Source organism: Rossellomorea sedimentorum, from assembly GCF_046237645.1.
Taxonomy (GTDB): Bacteria; Bacillota; Bacilli; order Bacillales; family Bacillaceae_B; genus Rossellomorea; species Rossellomorea sedimentorum.
In genome coordinates, this window is the sequence record NZ_CP143546.1 from 1,440,552 (window position 1) to 1,462,516 (window position 21,965).

General features: G+C 42.9%; 18 protein-coding genes. 16 read left to right on the forward strand and 2 right to left on the reverse strand.

Annotated features, from left to right (window positions below):
- Positions 1-725 precede the first annotated feature (725 nt).
- The 11 genes from coaBC (at position 726) to spoVM (ending at position 12,678) form a co-directional block, all read left to right on the forward strand.
- The gene (coaBC, locus tag V1502_RS07025; RefSeq protein WP_409253651.1) at positions 726-1,928 is read left to right on the forward strand and encodes a bifunctional phosphopantothenoylcysteine decarboxylase/phosphopantothenate--cysteine ligase CoaBC; all 1,203 of its coding nucleotides are present in this window, start codon (positions 726-728) and stop codon (positions 1,926-1,928) included.
- Positions 1,929-1,933: 5 nt separating this feature from the next.
- Positions 1,934-4,351: a primosomal protein N' gene (gene priA, locus V1502_RS07030; protein WP_409253652.1), complete on the forward strand. Its 2,418-nt coding sequence runs from the start codon at positions 1,934-1,936 to the stop codon at positions 4,349-4,351.
- 17 nt (positions 4,352-4,368) lie between these two features.
- Positions 4,369-4,854: a peptide deformylase gene (def, locus tag V1502_RS07035; protein ID WP_409253653.1), complete on the forward strand. Its 486-nt coding sequence runs from the start codon at positions 4,369-4,371 to the stop codon at positions 4,852-4,854.
- On the forward strand, positions 4,851-5,801 hold the full coding sequence (gene fmt, locus V1502_RS07040; protein WP_409253654.1) for a methionyl-tRNA formyltransferase: 951 nt from the start codon (positions 4,851-4,853) through the stop codon (positions 5,799-5,801). Before def ends, fmt begins: the two co-directional genes overlap by 4 nt.
- On the forward strand, positions 5,794-7,131 hold the full coding sequence (rsmB, locus tag V1502_RS07045; RefSeq protein ID WP_409253655.1) for a 16S rRNA (cytosine(967)-C(5))-methyltransferase RsmB: 1,338 nt from the start codon (positions 5,794-5,796) through the stop codon (positions 7,129-7,131). Before fmt ends, rsmB begins: the two co-directional genes overlap by 8 nt.
- A gap of 177 nt (positions 7,132-7,308) precedes the next feature.
- Positions 7,309-8,058 carry a Stp1/IreP family PP2C-type Ser/Thr phosphatase gene (locus V1502_RS07050; protein ID WP_409253656.1) on the forward strand — a complete coding sequence of 250 codons (750 nt, stop codon included), beginning with the start codon at positions 7,309-7,311 and terminating at the stop codon, positions 8,056-8,058.
- Between the two features lie 5 nt (positions 8,059-8,063).
- On the forward strand, positions 8,064-10,037 hold the full coding sequence (gene pknB / locus V1502_RS07055; RefSeq protein WP_409253657.1) for a Stk1 family PASTA domain-containing Ser/Thr kinase: 1,974 nt from the start codon (positions 8,064-8,066) through the stop codon (positions 10,035-10,037).
- Positions 10,038-10,058: 21 nt separating this feature from the next.
- On the forward strand, positions 10,059-10,943 hold the full coding sequence (rsgA, locus tag V1502_RS07060) for a ribosome small subunit-dependent GTPase A (protein ID WP_409253658.1): 885 nt from the start codon (positions 10,059-10,061) through the stop codon (positions 10,941-10,943).
- Between the two features lies 1 nt (position 10,944).
- Entirely contained in the window at positions 10,945-11,601 is a 657-nt protein-coding gene (gene rpe, locus V1502_RS07065) for a ribulose-phosphate 3-epimerase (protein ID WP_409253659.1), read from the forward strand.
- Positions 11,602-11,847: 246 nt separating this feature from the next.
- Complete coding sequence (locus V1502_RS07070; protein WP_409253660.1) at positions 11,848-12,495, forward strand: thiamine diphosphokinase; 648 nt, start codon at positions 11,848-11,850, stop codon at positions 12,493-12,495.
- 102 nt (positions 12,496-12,597) lie between these two features.
- Positions 12,598-12,678 carry a stage V sporulation protein SpoVM gene (gene spoVM, locus V1502_RS07075; protein WP_006837352.1) on the forward strand — a complete coding sequence of 27 codons (81 nt, stop codon included), beginning with the start codon at positions 12,598-12,600 and terminating at the stop codon, positions 12,676-12,678.
- 868 nt (positions 12,679-13,546) lie between these two features.
- Here spoVM and V1502_RS07080 read toward each other — a convergent pair.
- A complete protein-coding gene (locus V1502_RS07080) occupies positions 13,547-14,704 on the reverse strand; it encodes an IS256 family transposase (protein WP_409253661.1) in 1,158 nt (385 codons plus the stop codon).
- A 415-nt stretch (positions 14,705-15,119) separates the two neighbouring features.
- The gene (rpmB, locus tag V1502_RS07085) at positions 15,120-15,308 is read right to left on the reverse strand and encodes a 50S ribosomal protein L28 (RefSeq protein ID WP_409253662.1); all 189 of its coding nucleotides are present in this window, start codon (positions 15,306-15,308) and stop codon (positions 15,120-15,122) included.
- Between the two features lie 727 nt (positions 15,309-16,035).
- Between rpmB and V1502_RS07090 the strand changes: the two genes are divergently transcribed.
- The 5 genes from V1502_RS07090 (at position 16,036) to recG (ending at position 21,915) form a co-directional block, all read left to right on the forward strand.
- Positions 16,036-16,398: an Asp23/Gls24 family envelope stress response protein gene (locus V1502_RS07090; RefSeq protein WP_409253663.1), complete on the forward strand. Its 363-nt coding sequence runs from the start codon at positions 16,036-16,038 to the stop codon at positions 16,396-16,398.
- Positions 16,399-16,413: 15 nt separating this feature from the next.
- Positions 16,414-18,090 carry a DAK2 domain-containing protein gene (locus V1502_RS07095; RefSeq protein WP_409253664.1) on the forward strand — a complete coding sequence of 559 codons (1,677 nt, stop codon included), beginning with the start codon at positions 16,414-16,416 and terminating at the stop codon, positions 18,088-18,090.
- Positions 18,091-18,269: 179 nt separating this feature from the next.
- Positions 18,270-18,935 (forward strand): L-serine ammonia-lyase, iron-sulfur-dependent subunit beta, encoded by a 666-nt coding sequence (gene sdaAB / locus V1502_RS07100; protein ID WP_409253665.1) that lies wholly within the window; start codon positions 18,270-18,272, stop codon positions 18,933-18,935.
- A gap of 51 nt (positions 18,936-18,986) precedes the next feature.
- Complete coding sequence (gene sdaAA, locus V1502_RS07105) at positions 18,987-19,874, forward strand: L-serine ammonia-lyase, iron-sulfur-dependent, subunit alpha (protein WP_409253666.1); 888 nt, start codon at positions 18,987-18,989, stop codon at positions 19,872-19,874.
- Complete coding sequence (recG, locus tag V1502_RS07110) at positions 19,867-21,915, forward strand: ATP-dependent DNA helicase RecG (protein ID WP_409253667.1); 2,049 nt, start codon at positions 19,867-19,869, stop codon at positions 21,913-21,915. Before sdaAA ends, recG begins: the two co-directional genes overlap by 8 nt.
- Positions 21,916-21,965: the final 50 nt, after the last annotated feature.

Below are 21,965 nucleotides of genomic sequence, written 5' to 3' on the forward strand. Positions count from 1 at the left end.
TCTTTTCGTAAACATTGTTGCTATTTAATACAAATTTTAAAAAAATCTACTTAATTAACCAGGAATAGCCTGATTAACAAGTAAGAAAAGAGCTAATTCACCTTTTTCAGAGAAAAAAGCCCTTGTCTCCAAGGGAAAAATCCGGCTCTTTGGATTTTTCCGAGAGCAACATTATATACGAAAACAGCGTTATTAAATAAGGGACTGACACCTTTAGGTATATTTTATCTTTGGGGTCGGCCCCTTATTTTCTTTTTATGGAAAAATCCTTCATAATAGAATAGTGATAATGGGGGTATGCCCTGCAAGCTGGATGGCAGCCCTTATAAAATACTGTTTACTATGAGGTTATGCGGCCGGCGGTCCATCCATGGATTGCCGAACAGCACCCGCCCTGGAGCGAATTTCAATTTAACACTTATTAAAACTATAATTGTTTATGTTGGCTGCTTCGTAAAGTTTATGTTTTTATTAGGCTCTTTTCTAAAACCTTGCCCTTTGGATTTTTCCGATAGCAACAATCTATACGAAAACAGCTTGTTATAATATAGGATTTTAATTTGAAATTATCTATTGATTGGAGCGGAAATCAGCTTTGTACCTTAAAAAACGACGAAGTCTACAAAAGAGCATTGTGAAAAGCATTTATTCAATCAAACATACATAAGGCACACTATTAATTATGCTATTCTTATATAAAAGAATTGTCGAAATGAGGGGATTGTATGGTAAAGGGGAAAAATATTTTGCTTTGTGTCACTGGGGGAATTGCCGTCTATAAGGCTGCAGCGCTCACCAGCAAATTGGTCCAGGCCGGCGCACAAGTAAAAGTGATAATGAGTGCCTCAGCGAGACAGTTTGTCACACCATTGACATTTCAGGCTTTATCCCGAAACGACGTATTTACAGACACGTTTGATGAAAAAAATCCTGAAGTGATTGCCCATATTGACCTTGCTGACTGGGCGGACCTTGTACTTGTAGCTCCAGCCACCGCAAATGTCATAGGCAAACTTGCCAACGGGATAGCCGATGACATGGTGACGACCACATTGCTGGCTACGACTGCACCAGTGTGGATAGCTCCTGCGATGAATGTCCATATGTATGGTCACCCAGCCGTTCAAAAGAATATTACAGAACTATACTCTTTTGGTTATCGTTATATCGAACCGAGTGAAGGTTATCTTGCTTGTGGATACATTGGAAAAGGAAGACTGGAAGAGCCTGAAAAGATCGTCGAGCACATCGGTGACTTTTTCAAGGGACCTTCATTTTCCCTGTCAGGAAAGAAAATTGTGATAACGGCTGGTCCAACCCGCGAAAAGATCGATCCTGTCCGTTTTTTCAGCAACCGGTCTTCGGGTAAGATGGGCTTCGCTTTGGCGGAGGAAGCTGCGAATCTGGGAGCGGAAGTAATGTTGGTGTCAGGCCCTGTTTCGCTTCAGGCCCCACAGAACGTTAAGCTGATCACGGTAGAAAGCGCAGAAGAGATGTACAATGAAGTAACAGCTCTCTTTGATTCTGCAGATATCGTCATTAAAAGTGCTGCGGTCGCCGACTATAAGCCAAAAGTAACTTCAGATATAAAAATGAAAAAGCAGGATTCAAACCTTGTGATTGAATTTGAAAGAACTAAGGACATCCTCAAAACATTGGGTGAAAAGAAAAAGGGGCAATTATTAGTAGGATTTGCCGCAGAAACCAATGATGTAGAGAAGTATGCTGCTGGGAAGCTCCAAAAGAAAAATGCCGATATGATCGTTGCCAACAACATTACGGTTGAAGGAGCAGGCTTTGCGGGTGATACGAACATTGTGACGGTGTTCAGAAGGGATGGCACTAAACGGGATCTCCCTTTATTAAGTAAATCGGAAACCGCTAAAGAGATACTCCGGGAAATCCACCAAATGATGGGTGAAGGTTGATAGGAATGAAGATTGCCAGTGTAATTGTCGATGTACCCGCAATGCAGACAGACCGGATTTTTGACTACTCCATACCTCAAGCGTGGCAGGGACAGATTCTCCCGGGGATGAGGGTTATAGTCCCGTTTGGCCCCCGAAAAGTACAGGGCTTTGTCACCGGAATTAAAGAAACTTCTGAAGCTGAACGGCTGAAAGACCTCGTGCAGCCCATGGACCTTACGCCGGTGTTGAATGAAGATTTGTTAAGAATGGCAGACTGGCTGACTGAACAAACACTCTGCTTTAAGATTTCGGCACTGCAGGTCATGCTCCCTGCAGCGATGAAAGCCAAATATGAAAAGAAAATCATTATGGATCCGGCAAAACGAGAACTGCTGTCTGTAGAAGCTGCAGGGCTTTTCACCAATGAAGAAGAGGTTTCCTGGAAAGATGCCGAGGAGGCAGGTATTCTTCCATTATTGCAAAAAGAAATCAAAGCAGGATATCTGGATGTGTTTTACAGCGTTAAATCGAAAGGCAAGAAAAAAACAATCCAAAAAATATATCCAGCCATTTCAAAAGACAAAATGGCTGCTGAAATGGAAGCTCTCCCGCCTAATGCAGGTAAACAGAAAGCGGTGCTCGAATATTTTCTCTCCTTAGAAGATGGGGAGGGGGTAACGGCAAAAGAGGCTTCTGAAGCTGCAGGGGCGTCTTCAACGATTATTAAATCCCTCGTGGACAAAGGGCTTCTGTATAAAAAACAGCAGGAAATATACCGAAACCCTTTTGCCCATAAGACTTTTAAGAAGACAAGGCCTTTACCTCTTACTGAAGAGCAGGAACAGGCCATCAAACCGATCCTCCATTCTATTGCACAAAGCATGCATGAAACTTTCTTATTATATGGTGTGACCGGAAGCGGAAAGACCGAGGTTTATCTTCAATCCATTCAAGAGGTGTATGAAAAAGGAAAAGAGGCAATCGTGCTTGTCCCGGAAATCTCACTTACCCCTCAGATGGTCGACCGATTCAAGGGAAGATTCGGTAACGATGTAGCAGTACTTCACAGTGGTCTGTCAGCAGGTGAGAAGTATGACGAATGGAGAAAGATACAGCGTAAAGAAGTAAAGGTTGTCGTCGGGGCAAGGTCGGCCATTTTCGCCCCATTCGAAAATCTGGGTATTATCATCATTGATGAAGAGCACGAAACGAGTTATAAGCAAGAAGAAAATCCGAGGTATCATGCACGCGATGCCGCTATTTACAGGGCTAAGCAGTATGGATGTCCTGTCATTCTGGGCAGCGCTACACCGTCAATGGAAACGTTCGCTCGGGCCCAAAAAGGTGTATACACATTGCTTACATTATCCAAAAGAATGAACGACAACCAACTCCCATCCGTCTCTATAGTGGATATGCGGGAGGAGTTGAGAGGCGGAAACCGTTCGATGTTCTCGGAAGAGCTGTTTGAGAAGCTTCAGGACAGGCTGGAAAAAGGACAGCAGACCGTACTGTTTCTTAATCGACGTGGGCATTCATCATTCATTATGTGCAGGGATTGCGGTTATGTGGCCCAATGCCCTCAATGTGACATATCCCTGACCTTTCATCGTTTCTCCAACAGCATGAAGTGTCACTACTGTGGATATGAAACAGCGGTGCCGCAAACATGTCCTGAATGTGAGAGTGAGCATATCCGCTATTTTGGGACAGGTACCCAGAAGGTAGAAGAGGAGCTGACGAAGCTGCTTCCGGAAGCAAGGGTTATCCGGATGGATGTTGATACAACCAGCAGGAAGGGAGCCCATGAGAGACTGCTCGAAAGCTTCGGGGAAGGGCACGCCGATATACTTTTGGGCACCCAGATGATTGCAAAGGGACTTGATTTTCCGAATATAACGCTTGTCGGGGTGCTCAGTGCCGATACGATGCTTCATTTACCTGACTTTCGTTCTGCGGAAAAGACTTTTCAACTGCTGACCCAGGTCAGCGGAAGGGCAGGGAGGCATAAACTTCCTGGTGAAGTGGTGATACAGACATATACACCGGAACACTATAGTATTGAGCTCGCAGGCACACAGAATTATGATGCATTTTACCAAAAAGAAATGATGATGAGGAAAATGGGAAGCTATCCGCCATTTTATTATTTATCATTAATAACCATCAGCCACGAAGATCTTTTGAAAGTGGTAGGGGCCGCAGAGAAAATTACCAAGTTCCTTCAATCAAAACTGTCCAGGCAGTCAATCGTATTGGGACCGGCGGCATCCCCTATACCGAGGATCAACAATAGATATCGATACCAATGTTTGATAAAATACAAGCGGGAACCGGAGCTGCCTTCCATTTTGAAGACAATTCTCGAGCATTCCCAACAACAAAAGGCATCTGAAGGGTTAACAATTTCAATTGATGTCAATCCTTATATGATGATGTAAGAAAGAGGGATACGTTTTTGGCCATATTACCAATTGTCACCTATCCAAATGAAATTCTCGAGATAGAGTGCCGCAAAGTAACTGAATTTGATAAAAAATTGAGGAAGTTCCTGGACGATATGTATGATACGATGGTTGCCGCAGACGGAGTAGGCCTTGCAGCACCGCAGGTTGGAAAAGATATTGCCGTTGCCATTGTGGATATAGGCGATGATACGGGTACGATCGAAATGATCAATCCCGAAGTGGTTGAGGTAAAAGGGGAGCAGACTGATTTGGAAGGCTGCCTTTCTTTCCCTGATCTCTATGGAGAAGTCTCAAGGCCTGATTATGTAAAAGTCACATTTCAGGATCGAAAAGGCCGCAGTCTGCTTGTAGAAGCGGAAGGATTTTTGGCCAGAGCGATATTGCATGAAATCGATCATTTGCACGGAGTGTTGTTTACCTCCAAGGTGATCAGATATATAGCAGAAGATGAACTCGAAAGGTATGAAAGCGAATGACCAAGATAGTATTTATGGGAACCCCCCAATTTTCAGTACCGGTACTGCAAAATCTAATTAATAATGACTATGATGTGATCGGTGTGGTGACACAGCCGGATCGCCCGGTCGGAAGAAAAAGAGTCATGACACCGCCCCCTGTAAAAGTTGAGGCAGAAAAGCACGGAATTCCTGTTTACCAGCCTGAAAAAATCAGGGTGAAAGAGGAACTTGAAAAAGTCCTGTCTCTTGAACCCGATTTGATTGTGACAGCCGCTTTTGGACAGATTCTTCCAAAAGAATTACTGGAAGCCCCTAAATTTGGATGCATTAATGTCCATGCATCGCTTCTACCGGAATTACGGGGAGGAGCACCGATCCACTATTCCATCATTCAAGGGAAGAAAACAACAGGTGTCACGATTATGTATATGGTTGAGAAGCTCGATGCAGGTGACATGATCAGCTCAGTTGAGGTTGAAATAGATGAGAGAGATCACGTCGGGACGTTGCATGATAAGTTGAGTGAAGCAGGTGCAAAGCTTTTGATTGAAACCCTGCCAGATTTACTGAACGGAGAGATCACTCCTCAGAAGCAGGACGAAAGCAAAGTGACTTTTGCTTGGAACATCAAGCGTGAACAAGAAAAAATCGATTGGACCAAGAAGGGTGAAGAAATATATAACCATATCCGCGGAATGCACCCTTGGCCTGTAGCTTACACTCTACTGGACGGTTCCGTTCTGAAGGTTTGGTGGAGTGAAAAAGTTGAAGGCGCAGCCGGCGATCCTGGGAAAATTACGGCTGTTGAAGAAGATGGCATCGTTGTTGCAACAGGAAATTCCACGTCCATAAAAATTACAGACCTTCAACCTTCAGGCAAGAAGCGGATGAGTGCCAGGGATTACTTGAGAGGGGCCGGCTCGTTCATCGAAAAAGGCATGAAGCTGGGAGAAGAACATGAGTAAGGGGAAGAAAACGGTCCGGGAAGCAGCTTTGGATGTTCTGGAATCCGTGGAAAAGAATCAGTCATACAGTAACCTTTTATTGAATCATGCCATTGAGAAATATGGAATCAAAGGACCGGATACCGGTTTGTTGACAGAGTTGACATATGGGACCATACAGCGAAGAATGACGCTGGATTTCTACCTCTCACCATTCATCAACAAAAAAGTTGAAAGCTGGGTCCGCCAGCTTCTTCGTCTCTCTTTATATCAAATGGTATATCTTGATAAAATTCCTGACCGGGCTGTTTTATTCGAAGCTGTCGAAATTGGTAAAAGAAGGGGACATAAAGGAATCGCCAGCATGATTAATGGCATTCTGCGATCTGTTCAGAGAAAAGGACTTCCTTCTACAGAATCAATAGAAGACCCGATAGAACGACTGGCAATTGAAACGAGTCATCCTCAGTGGCTTGTCAGGAGATGGACAGAACAGTTCGGCATTGAGAAGACGAAAGAAATGTGTGAAACAAATATAACCGCACCACATCAAACAGCAAGGGTCAATACAACGAGAATCAGTCAAGAAGAATTGCTGGTCTCACTTAATGAGGAAGGACTGACTGTCCAAAAAAGTGCAATTGTTCCAGACGCGATAGTATCATTGAAAGGAAATCTCGCCAAGACGGCTGCTTTTAAAGAAGGATTACTGACCATCCAGGATGAAAGTTCCATGCTTGTTGGACACAGCCTGGGTCTTCAAGAGGATCTCAATGTCCTGGATGCATGCGCAGCCCCGGGTGGAAAAACAACTCACATAGCTGAGTTAATGAAAGGTAAAGGCAAGGTGTTTGCGCTTGACCTTCATAAGCATAAGATCAAGTTGATCAATGAAAACGCCTCGAGATTGGGACTTGGCAATATAGAGTCAAAAGCCCATGACAGCCGGACAGCCGGTGACCTTTTCCAAGAGGAAAGCTTTGACCGGATTCTTGTCGATGCGCCTTGTTCTGGTCTGGGTGTATTGAGGAGAAAGCCGGATATTAAATACACCAAGAAGGAAAGTGACTTGGAGTCTCTCCAAAACATTCAGCTTCAAATCTTGGCAGCTGTCTCCCCTCTATTGAAAAAAGGCGGCCTTCTCGTCTATAGTACTTGCACGGTGGATAGAAATGAGAATCAGGGGACTGTCAAAGAGTTCTTAAATGAACATAAGGACTTCCAGCCGTATGCATTGACCCACCTGCCTGACACTGTGCAGCCATTTGTCCAAGGTAATATGCTTCAAGTATTCCCTCAGGATTTTGGCGGCGATGGGTTCTTCATCTCCTGCTTTCAAAAGGATTCCTGATCACTGTTCAATGAAATATCTTACAGTTGGTGAAAAGCTGGAAATGCAAGCAGGAGAAACAGGCTCGTAAGTCGTACATGTAAATTATGCCGGTGAAAAAATGTCAAAGCGGGTCAATTCCTTCAAGAAGTTGACCCGCTTTATGTAATAGGGCAATGAAGAAAGAGGTGGCTGAAAATGAAATCTGTGCACTATACAGATAAGGGGAAAGTCAGACAGCATAATGAAGACAGTGTCGGTGTTTTTACAAATAATGAAGGGGACTGCCTTGCGGTGGTTGCTGACGGAATGGGCGGTCATCGAGCTGGAGATGTCGCCAGTTCAATGACGATCAATAAATTTGAAGAGCTTTGGAAAGACGAAGTAAAAATGACGACGGCCGAACAGGCGGAAAAATGGCTGAAGGATAAAATTAACAAAATCAACAAGTTTGTCTATCAACATTCCAAGGATAATATGGAGTGTGAAGGGATGGGGACAACGGTTGTCGCAGCTATATGCACTGAAAATTTCGCCACTATCGTCAATATTGGTGACAGCAGGGGATATATCCTTAACGATAGCGGCTTCAATCAAATGACTGAGGACCATTCTTTGGTTAATGAACTTGTTCGAAGCGGTCAAATCACAAAAGAAGATGCAGAACATCATCCGCGAAAGAATGTGCTTCTGAGGGCTTTAGGCACAGAGGAAAACGTGGAGATGGATACAAAAACCATCATCTTTGAAGAGGAAGATATCATCTTGCTTTGCTCAGACGGTTTGTCAAATAAGGTTTCAGAGGAAGAAATGAAAAACATTTTATCAACAAGTGAAGACCTTGATCAGGCAGGCCAAAAATTCATCTCGCTGGCAAATGAAAATGGCGGCGAAGATAACATATCATTGGCAATCGTAAAGTATACCCCTGAAAGCGAAAACGGGTGAGTTTTATGCTGAATGGAAGAAGAATCAGCGGCAGATACAAGATTCTCGAAATGATTGGCGGCGGAGGTATGGCCAATGTATACCTTGCAAAGGATATGATCCTTGACCGCGAAGTAGCAATTAAAATGCTGCGTCTTGATTTTGCCAATGAAGAAGAATTTATTAAAAGGTTTCAGCGGGAAGCCCAATCAGCGACAAGCCTGGCACATCCCAACATTGTAAGTATATATGATGTAGGTGAAGAAGAGGATATTTATTATATTGTCATGGAATATGTAAGCGGGATGACTTTGAAACAATACATACAGAAGCACTCCCCAATATCCATAGAAAAAGCGATAGATATTATGCGGCAGCTGACTTCTGCGATTTCTCACGCTCATCAAAATCATATTGTGCACCGGGATATCAAACCGCAGAATATATTGATCGATCATGACGGAACGGTGAAAATCACAGATTTTGGAATTGCCATGGCCTTAACTGCTACGTCCATCACACAGACAAATTCAGTCCTTGGTTCCGTCCATTACCTTTCTCCCGAGCAGGCACGAGGGGGGATGGCAACAAGGAAATCAGATATCTATTCTCTTGGCATCGTCATGTTCGAACTGTTGTCCGGCCGGCTGCCATTTTCAGGAGAATCTGCTGTATCCATTGCATTAAAACATCTGCAGTCTGAAACCCCGTCCCTTAGAAGGTGGAATCAGGATATTCCGCAAAGTGTGGAAAATATCGTGCTTAAAGCCACTGCCAAAGATCCATTTCAACGCTACGACACAGTGGAAGAAATAGAAGAGGAACTCCGGACAGCGCTTGACCCTGGCCGTCTGGATGAACCAAAGTTCGCCATTGAAGAAGATATGGATGCGACCAAAGCCATTCCAGTTATCACAGATGACCGCCCTTATTCCAATATTGAACACACGATTGTTCATGATAAAAATGGAGCCGATCCAGCAGGCACGATCCCAAATGATAAGGCAAGTGCGGGTAAGCCGGGCAAAAAGAAGAAATGGCCGGCGATTATCATTGGTTTGTTCTTCTTCCTGGTGCTGATGGGAATACTTGCTGTAACAGTCCTTCCTGATATGCTCGGACCTAAAGATGTCGTCCTTCCGGATGTCACTGGAAAATCCCAGGAGGAAGCAGTGGAAATCCTGGCTCTGGAAGGTTTTCTGATCGGAGATTACCTTGAGCAGGCCAATGAGGAAGTTCCCGCCAACCATGTGATCAAATCCAATCCCCCTGCTGGCGCAACCGTAAAAGAAGGCAGTGAAATTGATTTGTATGTCAGCACGGGCAAGAAGCGGGTGAAGATGAAGGATTATATGGAAGAAGCATATGAAGATGCCGCAAATGAGTTAAATGAGCTGGGTTTTACTAAAATTGAAAAAGACTCAAGGTACAGTGAACTCCCACCTGGAACTATTCTAGAACAGGATCCTCCTGAAGGCTCTGAAGTAATACCAGATGAAACAGTCGTAACTTTTACTGTAAGTGCTGGACTTGAAACGTTCACCTTAACCGACCTAAAAGGTTACACTGAAAAGAGTCTTAGAGATTATGAAGAGTACCGGGGAATAAATATTAACATAAACAGAGAATTCTCTGAAGAAGTACCGGAAGGAATGGTCATCTCCCATAAGCCAGAAGAAGGCGCTGAACTGGTAAAAGGGGATTCTGTAGATGTTGTACTGTCCAAAGGAAAAGAACCGCGGCCTCCACGAACAGTGACCGAGGAAATATCCATTTCTTATGAACCGTCAGAGGAAGGGAAACCGCAGAATGTGGAAATCTATATCGAAGACCAAAATCGTAATATAGATGAAGCCGAGGCGATTTTTGCGATATCAGAAGATTATAAGGAAACATTTGAATTGACAATCATGGAAGGGGAAACAGGGCAAATTAAAGTTGTGGTAGATGGAAAAGTAGTAGAGAATAGACCTGTCCCTTATCCAGAAAATGAAGAATAGTAACACTCAAGGAGGCTAGTTATGCCAGAAGGCAAAATCATAAAAGCACTTAGCGGATTTTATTACGTCCTGAGCAATGATGAAATAACCCAATGCCGGGGAAGAGGAGTCTTTCGCAAGAATAAGATAACTCCTCTAGTTGGCGACCATGTCAGTTTTCAGGCAGATAATGAGCAAGAGGGCTATATCCTTGAAGTTTTCCAGAGGAAAAATGAATTAGTGAGACCTCCGATTGCCAATGTTGATCAGGCCATTCTGGTGTTTTCAGCTGTAGAGCCCGATTTCAGCACAGCCTTACTGGACAGGTTTCTGGTTCTGGTGGAAAGCAAAGACATTGAACCATTGATCTGTGTAACGAAAATGGACTTAGTGAATGATACCGAGAGGGAAGCGATCAATGACTATGTCGAAAAGTACCGGTCCTTTGGGTACGAAGTGGTCATGACTTCTTCAAAGACAGAAGAAGGACTGTCTGCGTTGAATCCTCATCTCGCAGGCAAGATTTCTGTTTTTGCAGGTCAATCGGGAGTGGGGAAATCTTCCCTTCTTAATGCTCTTCGTCCTGAGCTTGAGCTGAAAACCAGTGATATCTCGACCCATCTGGGGAGAGGAAAGCATACTACAAGGCATGTGGAGCTTATTGAGGTGGACCAAGGAGGACTTGTCGCCGACACGCCTGGCTTCAGTTCATTGGAATTCAGTGAGCTTGAACTGGAAGGCCTCTCCTCCTGTTTCCCTGAAATGGCGGAGAAGTCTGAAGAGTGTAAGTTTCGGGGCTGCTTTCATATCAATGAGCCAAAGTGTGCAGTCAAAAAGGCAGTGGAAGATGGAGAAATTCCTGATTTCCGCTACGAACATTATCAACAATTCTATAATGAAATAAAAGACAGAAAGCCGAGGTATTGAAATGGTTAAAATTGCACCATCGATTCTTTCAGCAGACTTTGCAAACCTGGCAAATGAAATCAAGGAAGTGGAGGCGGGAGGAGCAGATTATATCCATGTCGATGTCATGGATGGTCACTTTGTTCCGAATATTACGTTAGGCCCGATGATTGTAAAGGCAATCAGGCCCGTTACAGACCTGCCGTTGGATGTACACTTGATGATTGAAAATCCTGATCAATACATTGAGGCTTTTGCAGAAGCGGGATCGGATTATATCACCGTGCATGCAGAAGCCACTCCGCACCTTCACCGGACGATTCAACTTATCAAATCCCGGGGAATTAAAGCGGGGGCTGTATTAAATCCAGGCACACCTGTGGACATGATCAAGCATGTCATTGAAGACCTCGATATGGTCCTTTTGATGACGGTGAACCCTGGATTTGGCGGTCAAAGCTTTATTCAGTCAGTAGTGCCTAAGATTCGTGAAGTTCATGAGCTTGCCCAGCAATTCAATCCTTCATTGGAGATTGAAGTAGATGGCGGCATTACAGCTGAGACAGTTAAGGTTTGTGCGGATGCGGGAGCAAACGTATTTGTAGCAGGTTCTGCCATCTATAATAAAGAAGACCGCGGACAGGCGATCGCTGCCATACGTGAAGCTGCTGAAAAATAAAGGAACCACGGACCGGTATGGAAGATTCGTCTCTATATCGGTCTTTTTTTAGGCTGTTTCAACTATCATTAATATTGAAACGGAGCGGCATAAAAGCCCCCCTAAGCCCTCAAGCGGCAATATGTTTCATTTCGGATTGAATATGTATGGCAAGGGGTTATATGATTAGTAATACTTGACGGTTGGGAGAAAGAGATTAATATTAATTTTTCCTATGGAAATACACTCAAAGAAAGAGGTGTGTCTATGAAAATCAACATTTTAGGCGGAGGACCGGAAGAATTCATACCTGACCTTCATCAATACAAAAATGAAACAAATATCTGGGTAGGGGTCGACCATGGCGTGTTCCGTTTGCTTCATCATGGAATCAAACCAGATATGGCCTTTGGTGATTTTGATTCGGTCACTGAGGAAGAATGGCAATTGATTGAAGAAAAGGTAGAAGAAATCAACCGGTATCTGCCTGAAAAGGATGAAACGGATATGGAACTGGCATTGAACTGGGCCATGAAAAAATCTCCGGAGAAGATCAGGGTATTCGGGGCCACCGGAGGAAGAATAGATCACTTCTTGGCCAATATCCAATTACTCGGGAAAAAAGAAAACCTTCACCCCTCAATTGAGATTGAAATCATCGACATACAAAATCTTGTTCAAATTGTTCCACCGGGTGAATATACTCTTAAAGAAAACAGTGAGAGTAAGTATGTATCATTCCTGCCGCTGACCACTGAAGTGGAGGCGCTGACACTTACAGGATTCAAGTACCCCCTTCAAAACAGGAATATTTCAATGGGATCCACACTATGTATAAGTAACGAACTTATTCAGTCATCTGGTACTTTTTCCTTCACTAACGGCATATTAATGGTGATAAGAAGTCATGATTAGGCACTTTTAAATTTGTAATGCGTACTTAAATTCATCGTTTGAATATACTATAACCGATTCAAGCGAGACAGCAGGTTTTAGATTGACGGGGAGGGACTGTTAATGAAATTTTATACGATTAAGCTGCCTAAATTTTTGGGTGGACTGGTGAAAGCAATGTTGGGGACATTTAAAAAAGAATAATGACAGACCTGAACACCCTGATATCTGGGGTGTTTTTATTTGAGTTAAAACAAGGTAGTAAGTCCACCTTGAACGCTTTAAAAATAGAATTCATTCTGGAAAGCTCTTTTGAAAAGAAAATGGTGCAGGGATATTATTGGTACATCAAACAGAGTGGACGGAGAAAATGATGTATGAAAAGAGCCTTTATAAGGACATCAAAAAGAGACGATGGAGAAAATGATGTATGAAAAGAGCCTTTATTAGGACATCAAAAAGAGACGATGGAGAAAATGATGTATGAAAAGAGCCTTTATTAGGACATCAAAAAGAGACGATGAAGAAAATGATGTATGAAAAGAGCCTTTATTAGAGCATCAAATTGAGCGGATGGTGGAATGATGTACGAAAATAGCTTTTATTAGAGCATCAAAAAGAGCGGATGGTGGAATGATGTACGAAAAGAGCCTTTATTAGAGCATCAAAAAGAGCGGATAGAGGAATGGTGTATGAAAATAGCTTTTATTAGAGCATCAAACAGAGCGGATAGAGGAATGATGTATGAAAAGAGCCTTTATTAGGACATCAAAAAGAGATGATGGAGAAAATGATGTATGAAAGAGCCCTTATTAGAGCATCAAACAGAGCGGGTAGAGGAATGATGTATGAAAAGAGTTTTTATTAGGACATCAAAAAGAGATGATGGAGAAAATGATGTATGAAAAGAGCTTTTATTAGGACATCAAACAGAGTGGACGGAGTCAAGTCCTTATTATTGTGTAAATTGTTCTACAATGCTTCAACGATTTATAGGTTTTGATTTTTTGACCGGAAAGGGGGTACCCCCTTTCCGGTCAAAAAATTTCGCGGTTCGCTTTTGCTGCTAGCCTCATCTTTTTCTTTTATTTAACTGAAGGTTTTCATTCTCCATCAAGAGGGCCCCTATTAGGCGGAAGGCTGATTGAGTATGCGGAAAGATCCTTATTACTCTTACCCTTCTCTTTATTTCTTGATTGAGGCGTTCGATTGAATTTGTACTTGCAATATTTAGATGGTATTTGTCAGGCTCATTAAGATATTGTATAGAGTCTTCAAACCCTTCATCCAAGATTTCTATAGCCTTTTCTAATTTAGGATTATCTGAATACTTTTTGATAAATTCTTCTTTAGAAGCTCGCGCTTCTTCACTGGAAATCGAATGATAGATTTTCCTTAGCCCATTGATTACTTGTCTCTTGCCTTTTTTAGGTATGTGGTCATTAATATTTCTTTTGAAATGCACGGTACAGCGCTGCCAAGCAGTTCCAATGAATTCACGTTCAATTGCCTTCTTCAAGCCCGAATGGGCATCAGATATCACCAATTTTGGGGATTGTAACCCCCGAGACTTCAACTCCTGGAAAAAGCCCTGCCAAGCTTCAAAGCTTTCTACATGATCGACTTTCAAACCAATAACCTCACGCTTCTTATTTTCATTCATGGCTGTCATAATGTAAACTGCTTTGGAGACTACCTTATTGTGTTCACGAACTTTAATATATGTGGCATCAGCGTAAAGATAAGGGAAGTATTGAACGTTAAGAGGCCGTGTCGCCCACTTATTCACAATGGGATCAAGCTTTTCTGTTAGTGAAGAAACAAAGGATTTCGATACACCCTCTCCGCAAAGCTGTTCAACAATGTTCGTAACCTTGCGAGTAGATACACCGTTTATCACCATTTCAAGCATAGAGAGTGTGAGCGCTTGATCGACACGGGTGAATTTTTCAAACATAGAAGTAGAGAAAGCACCTTCTCGTGTACGTGGCACTCGTAATTTAAGCTTTCCAATTCCAATTAGGAGCTCACGCTCATAATATCCATTTCGATAATCTCTGCGTTCGGAAGAACGTTCATAAGCGCTGACTTGTAAGTATTCATCTCGTTCTTTTTCCATGACGTTGTTTAACACTAATACAATTGAAGATTTCACTATAGTATCAAGATTAGATTCCATAACAGAATCTTTTAAAATATCCAGATCTAGGCTAAACTGTATTTGAGTCATTTTCATTCCTTCTTTCAATGTTTATCGTGGTTGAAAACATTGTTGACAAGAAAGAAGAAAATGACTCTTTCTTTTTACACAATTATATGGACTTAATCGTGGACGGAGAAAATGATGTATGAAAAGAGCCTCTATTAGGACATCAAAAAGAGACGATGGAGAAAATGATGTATGAAAAGAGCTTTTATTAGGACATCAAAAAGAGACGATGGAGAAAATGATGTATGAAAAGAGCTTTTATTAGGACATCAAATTGAGCGGATGGTGGAATGATGTACGAAAAGAGCCTTTATTAGAGCATCAAACAGAGCGGATGGTAGAATGATGTACGAAAATAGCCTCTATTGTAACACTCAAAATAGTCCGAGAAATAAAAAAAGAGACACCCCTCATCAGGATGTCTCTTTAATGAACATTATACACGTTCAACTTTACCAGATTTCAAAGCTCTTGCAGAAACCCAAACACGTTTTGGTTTTCCATCTACAAGAATGCGAACTTTTTGTAAGTTAGCGCCCCATGTACGCTTGTTAGCGTTCATTGCGTGGGAGCGAGCGTTGCCCGAACGAGCTTTACGGCCAGTTACTGCGCATTTTTTTGGCATGGTATTCCCTCCTCTTAAAAGAAGCTGAAACAATATCAGTTGTTTCACATTTCAACATAGTCATAAAAGATACTTTAATAATTTATCATACAACCTAAAACAATGCAACACTTCTACAAAAAGATATCAAGAAAAAATACTTGACGGATAGAAGTGTGGAGCCGGCTTGATCGACTCCGACAAGCGCTGGAGGAAAAACTCCAAAAATCCCGAACTTGGATTTTTGAGTTTTTTCGAAGCGACTCGAGGAGTCAGCCGGCGCAACCGGACAATAGAAAAGCGGAAGGCGCTTGCTCAGGCCCGACAGGCATTGGGGAAATAACAGAGAAATCCTGAACTTGGATTTCACGGTTATTTTCCAGTGACCCGAGGGTCTAGCGGCTGCAGCTGGACAAAGAAGTGTGGAGCAGGCTTGATCGACTCTACAAGCGCTGAAGGAAACGCAGGAAATCTTTATTTTGAATTGATAATTTCTCTAAAGTGACATGAGGGGTAGGCGCTTCTGCAAAAATCTTTTATTAACGAATGCAGCAATAAAAGTTTCTATAATCATGTATAATCACCTGAAAGGAAGGGCTTATACTATTAATAATAGTTACCAGGTTTAGGTTGAAAAATAAAGTTTATAATACTTAAAAAAGTCCTTTGACATCACTTTAGCTTTTAAAAATAGCATTGTTATAGTAAAATGTTTTTAGCCAAGCATGTATAAGAAGGGGGAACAATCATGTCCATCGAAATGAAAACGAAGTTCGGGCAAATTGATATAACTAATGATGTCATTGCAATGATCGCAGGCGGAGCTGCTGTTGATTGTTATGGGATTGTCGGAATGGCTTCTAAAAATCAAATTAAAGACGGTTTAACTGATATTTTGCGCAAAGAGAACTTCACTCGGGGTGTAATCGTTCGCCAGGAAGAGGAAGAAGTACATATTGATATGTATATCATGGTGAGTTATGGGACAAAAATCTCTGAAATCGCTCACAATGTACAGTCAAAGGTCAAGTATACTCTTAACAAAACCGTCGGCTTGGCGGTCGATTCAGTAAATATTTTTGTTCAGGGTGTTCGAGTAACGAACCCGTAGTGAGGAGGAAGATTTGTGTCAATTACATCTTTGGAAGGAAAGCGTTTTGCGGAAATGGTCATTCAGGGTGCCAATAATTTGGCTGCCAACGCAAAGATGGTGGACGCTTTAAACGTATTTCCGGTTCCTGATGGTGATACTGGAACAAATATGAACTTATCCATGACTTCCGGAGCCAAGGAAGTTCAAAATAATGTTCAAGAGAATATCGGAAAAGTGGCAGGTGCCTTATCAAAAGGCCTGTTAATGGGAGCAAGAGGGAACTCTGGTGTAATTCTATCCCAGTTGTTCAGAGGATTTGGCAAAGCGATTGAAAACAAACCTGCTTTGAACAGTAAAGAATTTGCCGCGGCAATGCAAACAGGCGTAGAAACGGCTTATAAGGCTGTAATGAAACCTGTTGAAGGAACGATCCTGACAGTGGCAAAAGATGCTGCCAAAAAAGCGGTAAGCACAGCTGAAAATGAAGATGACATCGTTGCTTTGATGGAACAAATCGTAAAAGAGGCGAGAGCATCCCTTAACAGAACACCTGACCTATTGCCTGTTTTAAAGGAAGTTGGAGTAGTTGACAGCGGTGGTCAAGGATTACTGCTTGTTTATGAAGGATTCCTGGCAGAACTCAAGGGAGAACAGGTGTCTGAACATACTTCCCTTCCTTCAATGGATGAACTTGTAAGTGCAGAACACCATAAAAACGTTCAGGGATTTATGAATACAGAAGATATCGAGTTCGGATATTGTACTGAGTTCATGGTTCGTTTTGAAGAAGACAAAGAAGCTTTTTCTGAAGAAGCTTTCCGAAATGATCTAAGTGCATTCGGTGATTCATTACTGGTCATTAGTGATGATGAACTTGCAAAGGTACATATTCATTCAGAGCAGCCGGGTGAAGTCTTAAGCTACGGACAGAAATATGGCAGCCTGATCAACCTTAAGATTGAAAATATGCGCCAGCAGCACAGGACTATCATGAATGAAACTTCTCATCAGCTGAACGCTGAAACCCCAAAAGCCGACAAGCCTAAGGAAAAGAAAGAGTACGGCATCGTTACGGTATCAATGGGTGAAGGAATTGCGGAATTGTTCCGCAGTATTGGTGCGACCTATGTAATCGAAGGCGGACAAACGATGAATCCAAGCACGGAAGATATCGTCAAAGCTGTTGAAGAAGTGAATGCAGAAAAGGTCATCATCCTGCCGAATAACAAAAACATCATCATGGCAGCTAACCAGGCAGCAGAAGTCATATCGGGTGATGTCGTAGTTGTACCGACCAAGACGGTACCTCAGGGAATGGCTGCTCTGCTTGCATTCAATCCATCCGTAAGCACCGAAGACAACCAGCAGTCCATGACGGATGCCTCAAGCTATGTAAAAACCGGACAAGTCACATTCGCTGTTAGGGATACAAGCATAGACGGACTTAGCATCCAGAAGGATGATTTCATGGGGATTTCTGAAGGGAAAATCGTTGTAACAGGAAAAGAACGCCTGGAAACAGCTAAGGACCTCCTGAATGAAATGCTTGATGAAGATGCTGAAATCCTTACAATTCTATATGGTGAAGAAGCATCTGAAGAAGATGTTAACGCCTTGACAGAGTTTGTTGAAGAACAATATGAAGATGTGGAAGTAGAGGTCCATAACGGTAAGCAGCCTCTGTATTCCTTCATTTTCTCAATAGAATAATGACATCAATAATAGAAGGGGATTCCCCTTCTATTTCCTTATGTATAGAAAGTTTTTTCTGCCTTGGCGCTTACAGATGTAAGGAAATAAAAGTCATGTTATTATAGGTAGTAGACAGTCTTAAAGACAATTTGTGAAATGAATGATGTTATAGATGCAATGGGGAAGGGGAGAAGGCAATGAAATATAAAAGTGTGTTTGATATCATCGGACCTATCATGATTGGTCCTTCAAGTTCACATACTGCAGGGGCGGCCAGAATTGGGCGGGTTGCGAGGAACCTTTTTGGGCGGGATCCTGAATGGGCTGAAATCTCATTCTATGGATCGTTTGCGAAGACCTATAAAGGACATGGTACCGACGTGGCTATTGTCGGCGGCCTGATGGATTATGATACATTCGATGAGAGAATAAGAGATTCATTAAAGATTGCGAAAGAAAAAGGAATCAAGATCAAATTCCGTGAAGAAGATGCAGTGACAGACCATCCTAATACGGCCAGGATTCGCCTTGGGGATGATAAAAGTGAAATGGAACTAGTAGGAATTTCAATTGGCGGCGGGAAGATTGAAGTCACGGAACTCAATGGTTTTGAACTGAAGCTTTCAGGGCATCATCCGGCAATACTTGTCGTTCACGAGGACCGTTTCGGTGCTATCGCAGCAGTTTCACAAGTGCTTGCCAAACATGAGATCAACATCGGTCATATGGACGTATCCAGAAAAGAAGTAGGAAAAATGGCACTCATGACGATAGAAATTGATCAAAATAATATTGAAGATAAAGTGATAGAGGAATTAAAAGCACTATCAAATGTCACCCAGGTGACCATGATTGCTGATTAATCACTTAAAACGTGACAGCGCTTTCACACTTATTCGGAAGGGAGCATCAATATGTTTCGCAATGTAGCAGAATTAATCGAACTTGCAGAAAGCAGCAATAAGAAGATATCAGATATAATGATTGAACAAGAAATGGAATATAAAAACAAAACATGGGATGAAGTCTTCGCTCAAATGGAGAGAAACCTTGTTGTCATGGAGGAAGCGGTTGAAAAAGGACTCCAGGGAGTGAAATCTCATTCAGGGTTGACTGGCGGAGATGCTGTCCTTCTTCAGAAATATATTGAGAAGGGGAATTACCTTTCCGGACAATTCTTACTGGATGCTGTCAGTAAGGCAGTGGCCACAAACGAAGTGAATGCTGCCATGGGAACGATTTGTGCCACACCTACAGCAGGATCAGCAGGGGTAGTGCCGGGCACACTGTTTGCTGTAAAGGAAAAGCTTAATCCGACTAGAGAAGAAATGGTTCGGTTCTTGTTTGTTTCAGGTGCATTTGGGTTTGTAGTGGCAAATAATGCATCTATTTCAGGTGCGGCCGGTGGATGTCAGGCAGAAGTGGGTTCCGCAGCAGGAATGGCTGCAGCAGCGATTGTTGAGATTGCAGGGGGTACGCCAAGCCAAAGTGCGGAAGCGATGGCCATCACACTGAAAAATATGCTGGGACTTGTTTGTGATCCTGTAGCAGGACTTGTTGAAGTTCCTTGTGTGAAAAGGAATGCAATGGGAGCAGCCAATGCAATGGTTGCCGCAGATATGGCGCTTGCTGGCATAACAAGCCGCATACCATGCGATGAAGTGATCGATGCAATGTATAAGATCGGTCAGACAATGCCGGTGGCGTTAAGGGAGACAGCGCAAGGCGGGCTGGCAGCCACACCGACAGGACGTGAGCTGGAGGCTAAGATCTTCGGAGTGTCATTGAATAAAGGTGAGTGATTTATTTTTAATACCCGTAACAGATATTAAAGGGATCGGTGACGAGACTGCTTTGCAGCTTGCTTCAATGAATGTTCAATCAGTCGGTGATTTGATCGAATATGTTCCATACAGATATGAAGACTATCGTCTCAAGGATTTAGCAGAAGCAGAAAATGAGGAACGGGTAACAGTTGAAGGGAAAATTCATTCTGCCCCTTCGCTGATGTTCTACGGTAAAAAGAAGTCGCGCCTCAATGTTCGCCTGCTGGCAGGCGGCTACCTTATTCAGGCCACTTTTTTTAATCAGCCGTATTTGAAAAAGAAACTGAATCTGCAGGATACCATTACGGTTACCGGCAAGTGGGATAAAAACCGGCAGATCATCACGGTACAGCAATATTCTCTAGGTCCTCATACAGCCAAAGGGGATTTTGAGCCTGTATACTCCCTGAAAGGTTCTATTAAAAATCAGTCCCTACGCAAATATATCAGAGCGGCTTTTGATCACTATGGGAATGAAATTCAAGAACCCATTCCCGAAGCATTACGGACACAATATAAACTTCTCAACCGGAAGGAAGCCCTTTTTAACCTTCACTTCCCGTCAGACCCAAATAGTCTGAAACATGCGAGGCGAAGAATGGTGTATGAAGAGTTCCTTTTATTTCAGCTGAAGATGCAGGCGCTGCGAAAATTTGAGAGGGAACACTCCAAGGGGATTTCGCAGAATTATGATCTACAAAAGGTGAAAGAATTCATCAACAGCCTTCCGTTTCCACTGACCGGTGCCCAAAAAAGGGTAGTCAACGAAATTTCTGCTGATATGAAGTCGCCCTACCGCATGAACAGGCTTCTTCAGGGAGATGTTGGATCCGGTAAAACGGTGGTTGCGGCAATCGCTTTGTTTTCCAGTATTACGGCCGGATATCAGGGGGCGTTGATGGTCCCTACTGAAATTCTTGCAGAACAGCATGCTGAGTCACTGAGTGAACTTCTTGCTCCTGCTGGACTGAATACAGCACTGTTAACAAGTTCAGTAAAAGGAAAACGGAGAAAGCTGCTGCTTCAAAAGCTGGCAGACGGGGAGATTGATGTCCTGATTGGAACTCACGCCCTCATACAGGATGAGGTGAATTTTAAGAACCTTGGCATGGTCATTACAGATGAACAGCATCGTTTCGGTGTGCAGCAGCGAAGAGTCCTCCGTGAAAAAGGTGAAAGTCCGGATGTCCTCTTCATGACGGCAACTCCCATACCCCGGACACTCGCAATCACCGTGTTTGGGGAAATGGATGTCTCGATCATTGATGAAATGCCAGCAGGCAGAAAAATAATCGAAACCTATTGGGCGAAACAGGATAAGCTTGAACGGGTGCTTGACTTTATGGAAAAAGAACTCTCTCAAGGCAGGCAGGCATACGTTATTTGCCCGTTAATAGAGGAATCGGATAAGCTTGATGTACAAAATGCAATAGATGTTCATGCGCAATTGGAATTTTATTTTCAGGACAGATACAATGTCGGTCTCATGCATGGGAGGCTTCATTCCGATGAAAAGGATGAAGTCATGAAAGCATTCAGCAGGAATGAAATCCAAGTCCTTGTATCGACCACCGTGGTGGAAGTAGGGGTGAATGTGCCAAATGCAACGATGATGGTCATTTATGACGCAGAAAGATTCGGGCTTTCTCAGCTTCACCAGTTAAGGGGGCGAGTAGGCAGAGGGAGCGATCAATCCTATTGCATCCTTTTAGCCGATCCGAAAACGGACGTCGGGAAAGAGCGGATGCGCATCATGACTGAAACCAATGATGGATTTGAATTGAGTGAGAAAGACCTGGAGTTGAGGGGGCCGGGAGACTTTTTCGGCAAGAAGCAAAGTGGACTACCTGAGTTTAAGGTGGCTGATATGATTCATGATTACAGGGCGCTTGAAGTGGCCAGGAACGATGCTCAAGGCCTGATTCAGAGCGAGGAATTCTGGGGTGCAGCCGAATATGCAGGATTAAGGAAATTTCTGGAGGAATCAGGTGTTCTGCAAGGTGAAAAATTGGATTAAAATCAGATTGCATCTGCTTGCAATCTGATTTTTTTAATTATATACTACTA

Excerpts from the sequence above, each read along its gene's own strand:
- V1502_RS07050 (WP_409253656.1), top strand. The coding sequence starts at position 7,309 with ATGAAATCTGTGCACTATACAGATAAGGGGAAAGTCAGACAGCATAAT.
- spoVM (WP_006837352.1), top strand. The coding sequence starts at position 12,598 with ATGAAATTTTATACGATTAAGCTGCCTAAATTTTTGGGTGGACTGGTG.
- rpmB (WP_409253662.1), bottom strand. The coding sequence starts at position 15,308 with ATGCCAAAAAAATGCGCAGTAACTGGCCGTAAAGCTCGTTCGGGCAAC.
- fmt (WP_409253654.1), top strand. The coding sequence starts at position 4,851 with ATGACCAAGATAGTATTTATGGGAACCCCCCAATTTTCAGTACCGGTA.
- rsgA (WP_409253658.1), top strand. The coding sequence starts at position 10,059 with ATGCCAGAAGGCAAAATCATAAAAGCACTTAGCGGATTTTATTACGTC.
- V1502_RS07090 (WP_409253663.1), top strand. The coding sequence starts at position 16,036 with ATGTCCATCGAAATGAAAACGAAGTTCGGGCAAATTGATATAACTAAT.
- coaBC (WP_409253651.1), top strand. The coding sequence starts at position 726 with ATGGTAAAGGGGAAAAATATTTTGCTTTGTGTCACTGGGGGAATTGCC.
- V1502_RS07070 (WP_409253660.1), top strand. The coding sequence starts at position 11,848 with ATGAAAATCAACATTTTAGGCGGAGGACCGGAAGAATTCATACCTGAC.
- sdaAB (WP_409253665.1), top strand. The coding sequence starts at position 18,270 with ATGAAATATAAAAGTGTGTTTGATATCATCGGACCTATCATGATTGGT.
- priA (WP_409253652.1), top strand. The coding sequence starts at position 1,934 with ATGAAGATTGCCAGTGTAATTGTCGATGTACCCGCAATGCAGACAGAC.
- rsmB (WP_409253655.1), top strand. The coding sequence starts at position 5,794 with ATGAGTAAGGGGAAGAAAACGGTCCGGGAAGCAGCTTTGGATGTTCTG.
- rpe (WP_409253659.1), top strand. The coding sequence starts at position 10,945 with ATGGTTAAAATTGCACCATCGATTCTTTCAGCAGACTTTGCAAACCTG.
- pknB (WP_409253657.1), top strand. The coding sequence starts at position 8,064 with ATGCTGAATGGAAGAAGAATCAGCGGCAGATACAAGATTCTCGAAATG.
- sdaAA (WP_409253666.1), top strand. The coding sequence starts at position 18,987 with ATGTTTCGCAATGTAGCAGAATTAATCGAACTTGCAGAAAGCAGCAAT.
- V1502_RS07080 (WP_409253661.1), bottom strand. The coding sequence starts at position 14,704 with ATGACTCAAATACAGTTTAGCCTAGATCTGGATATTTTAAAAGATTCT.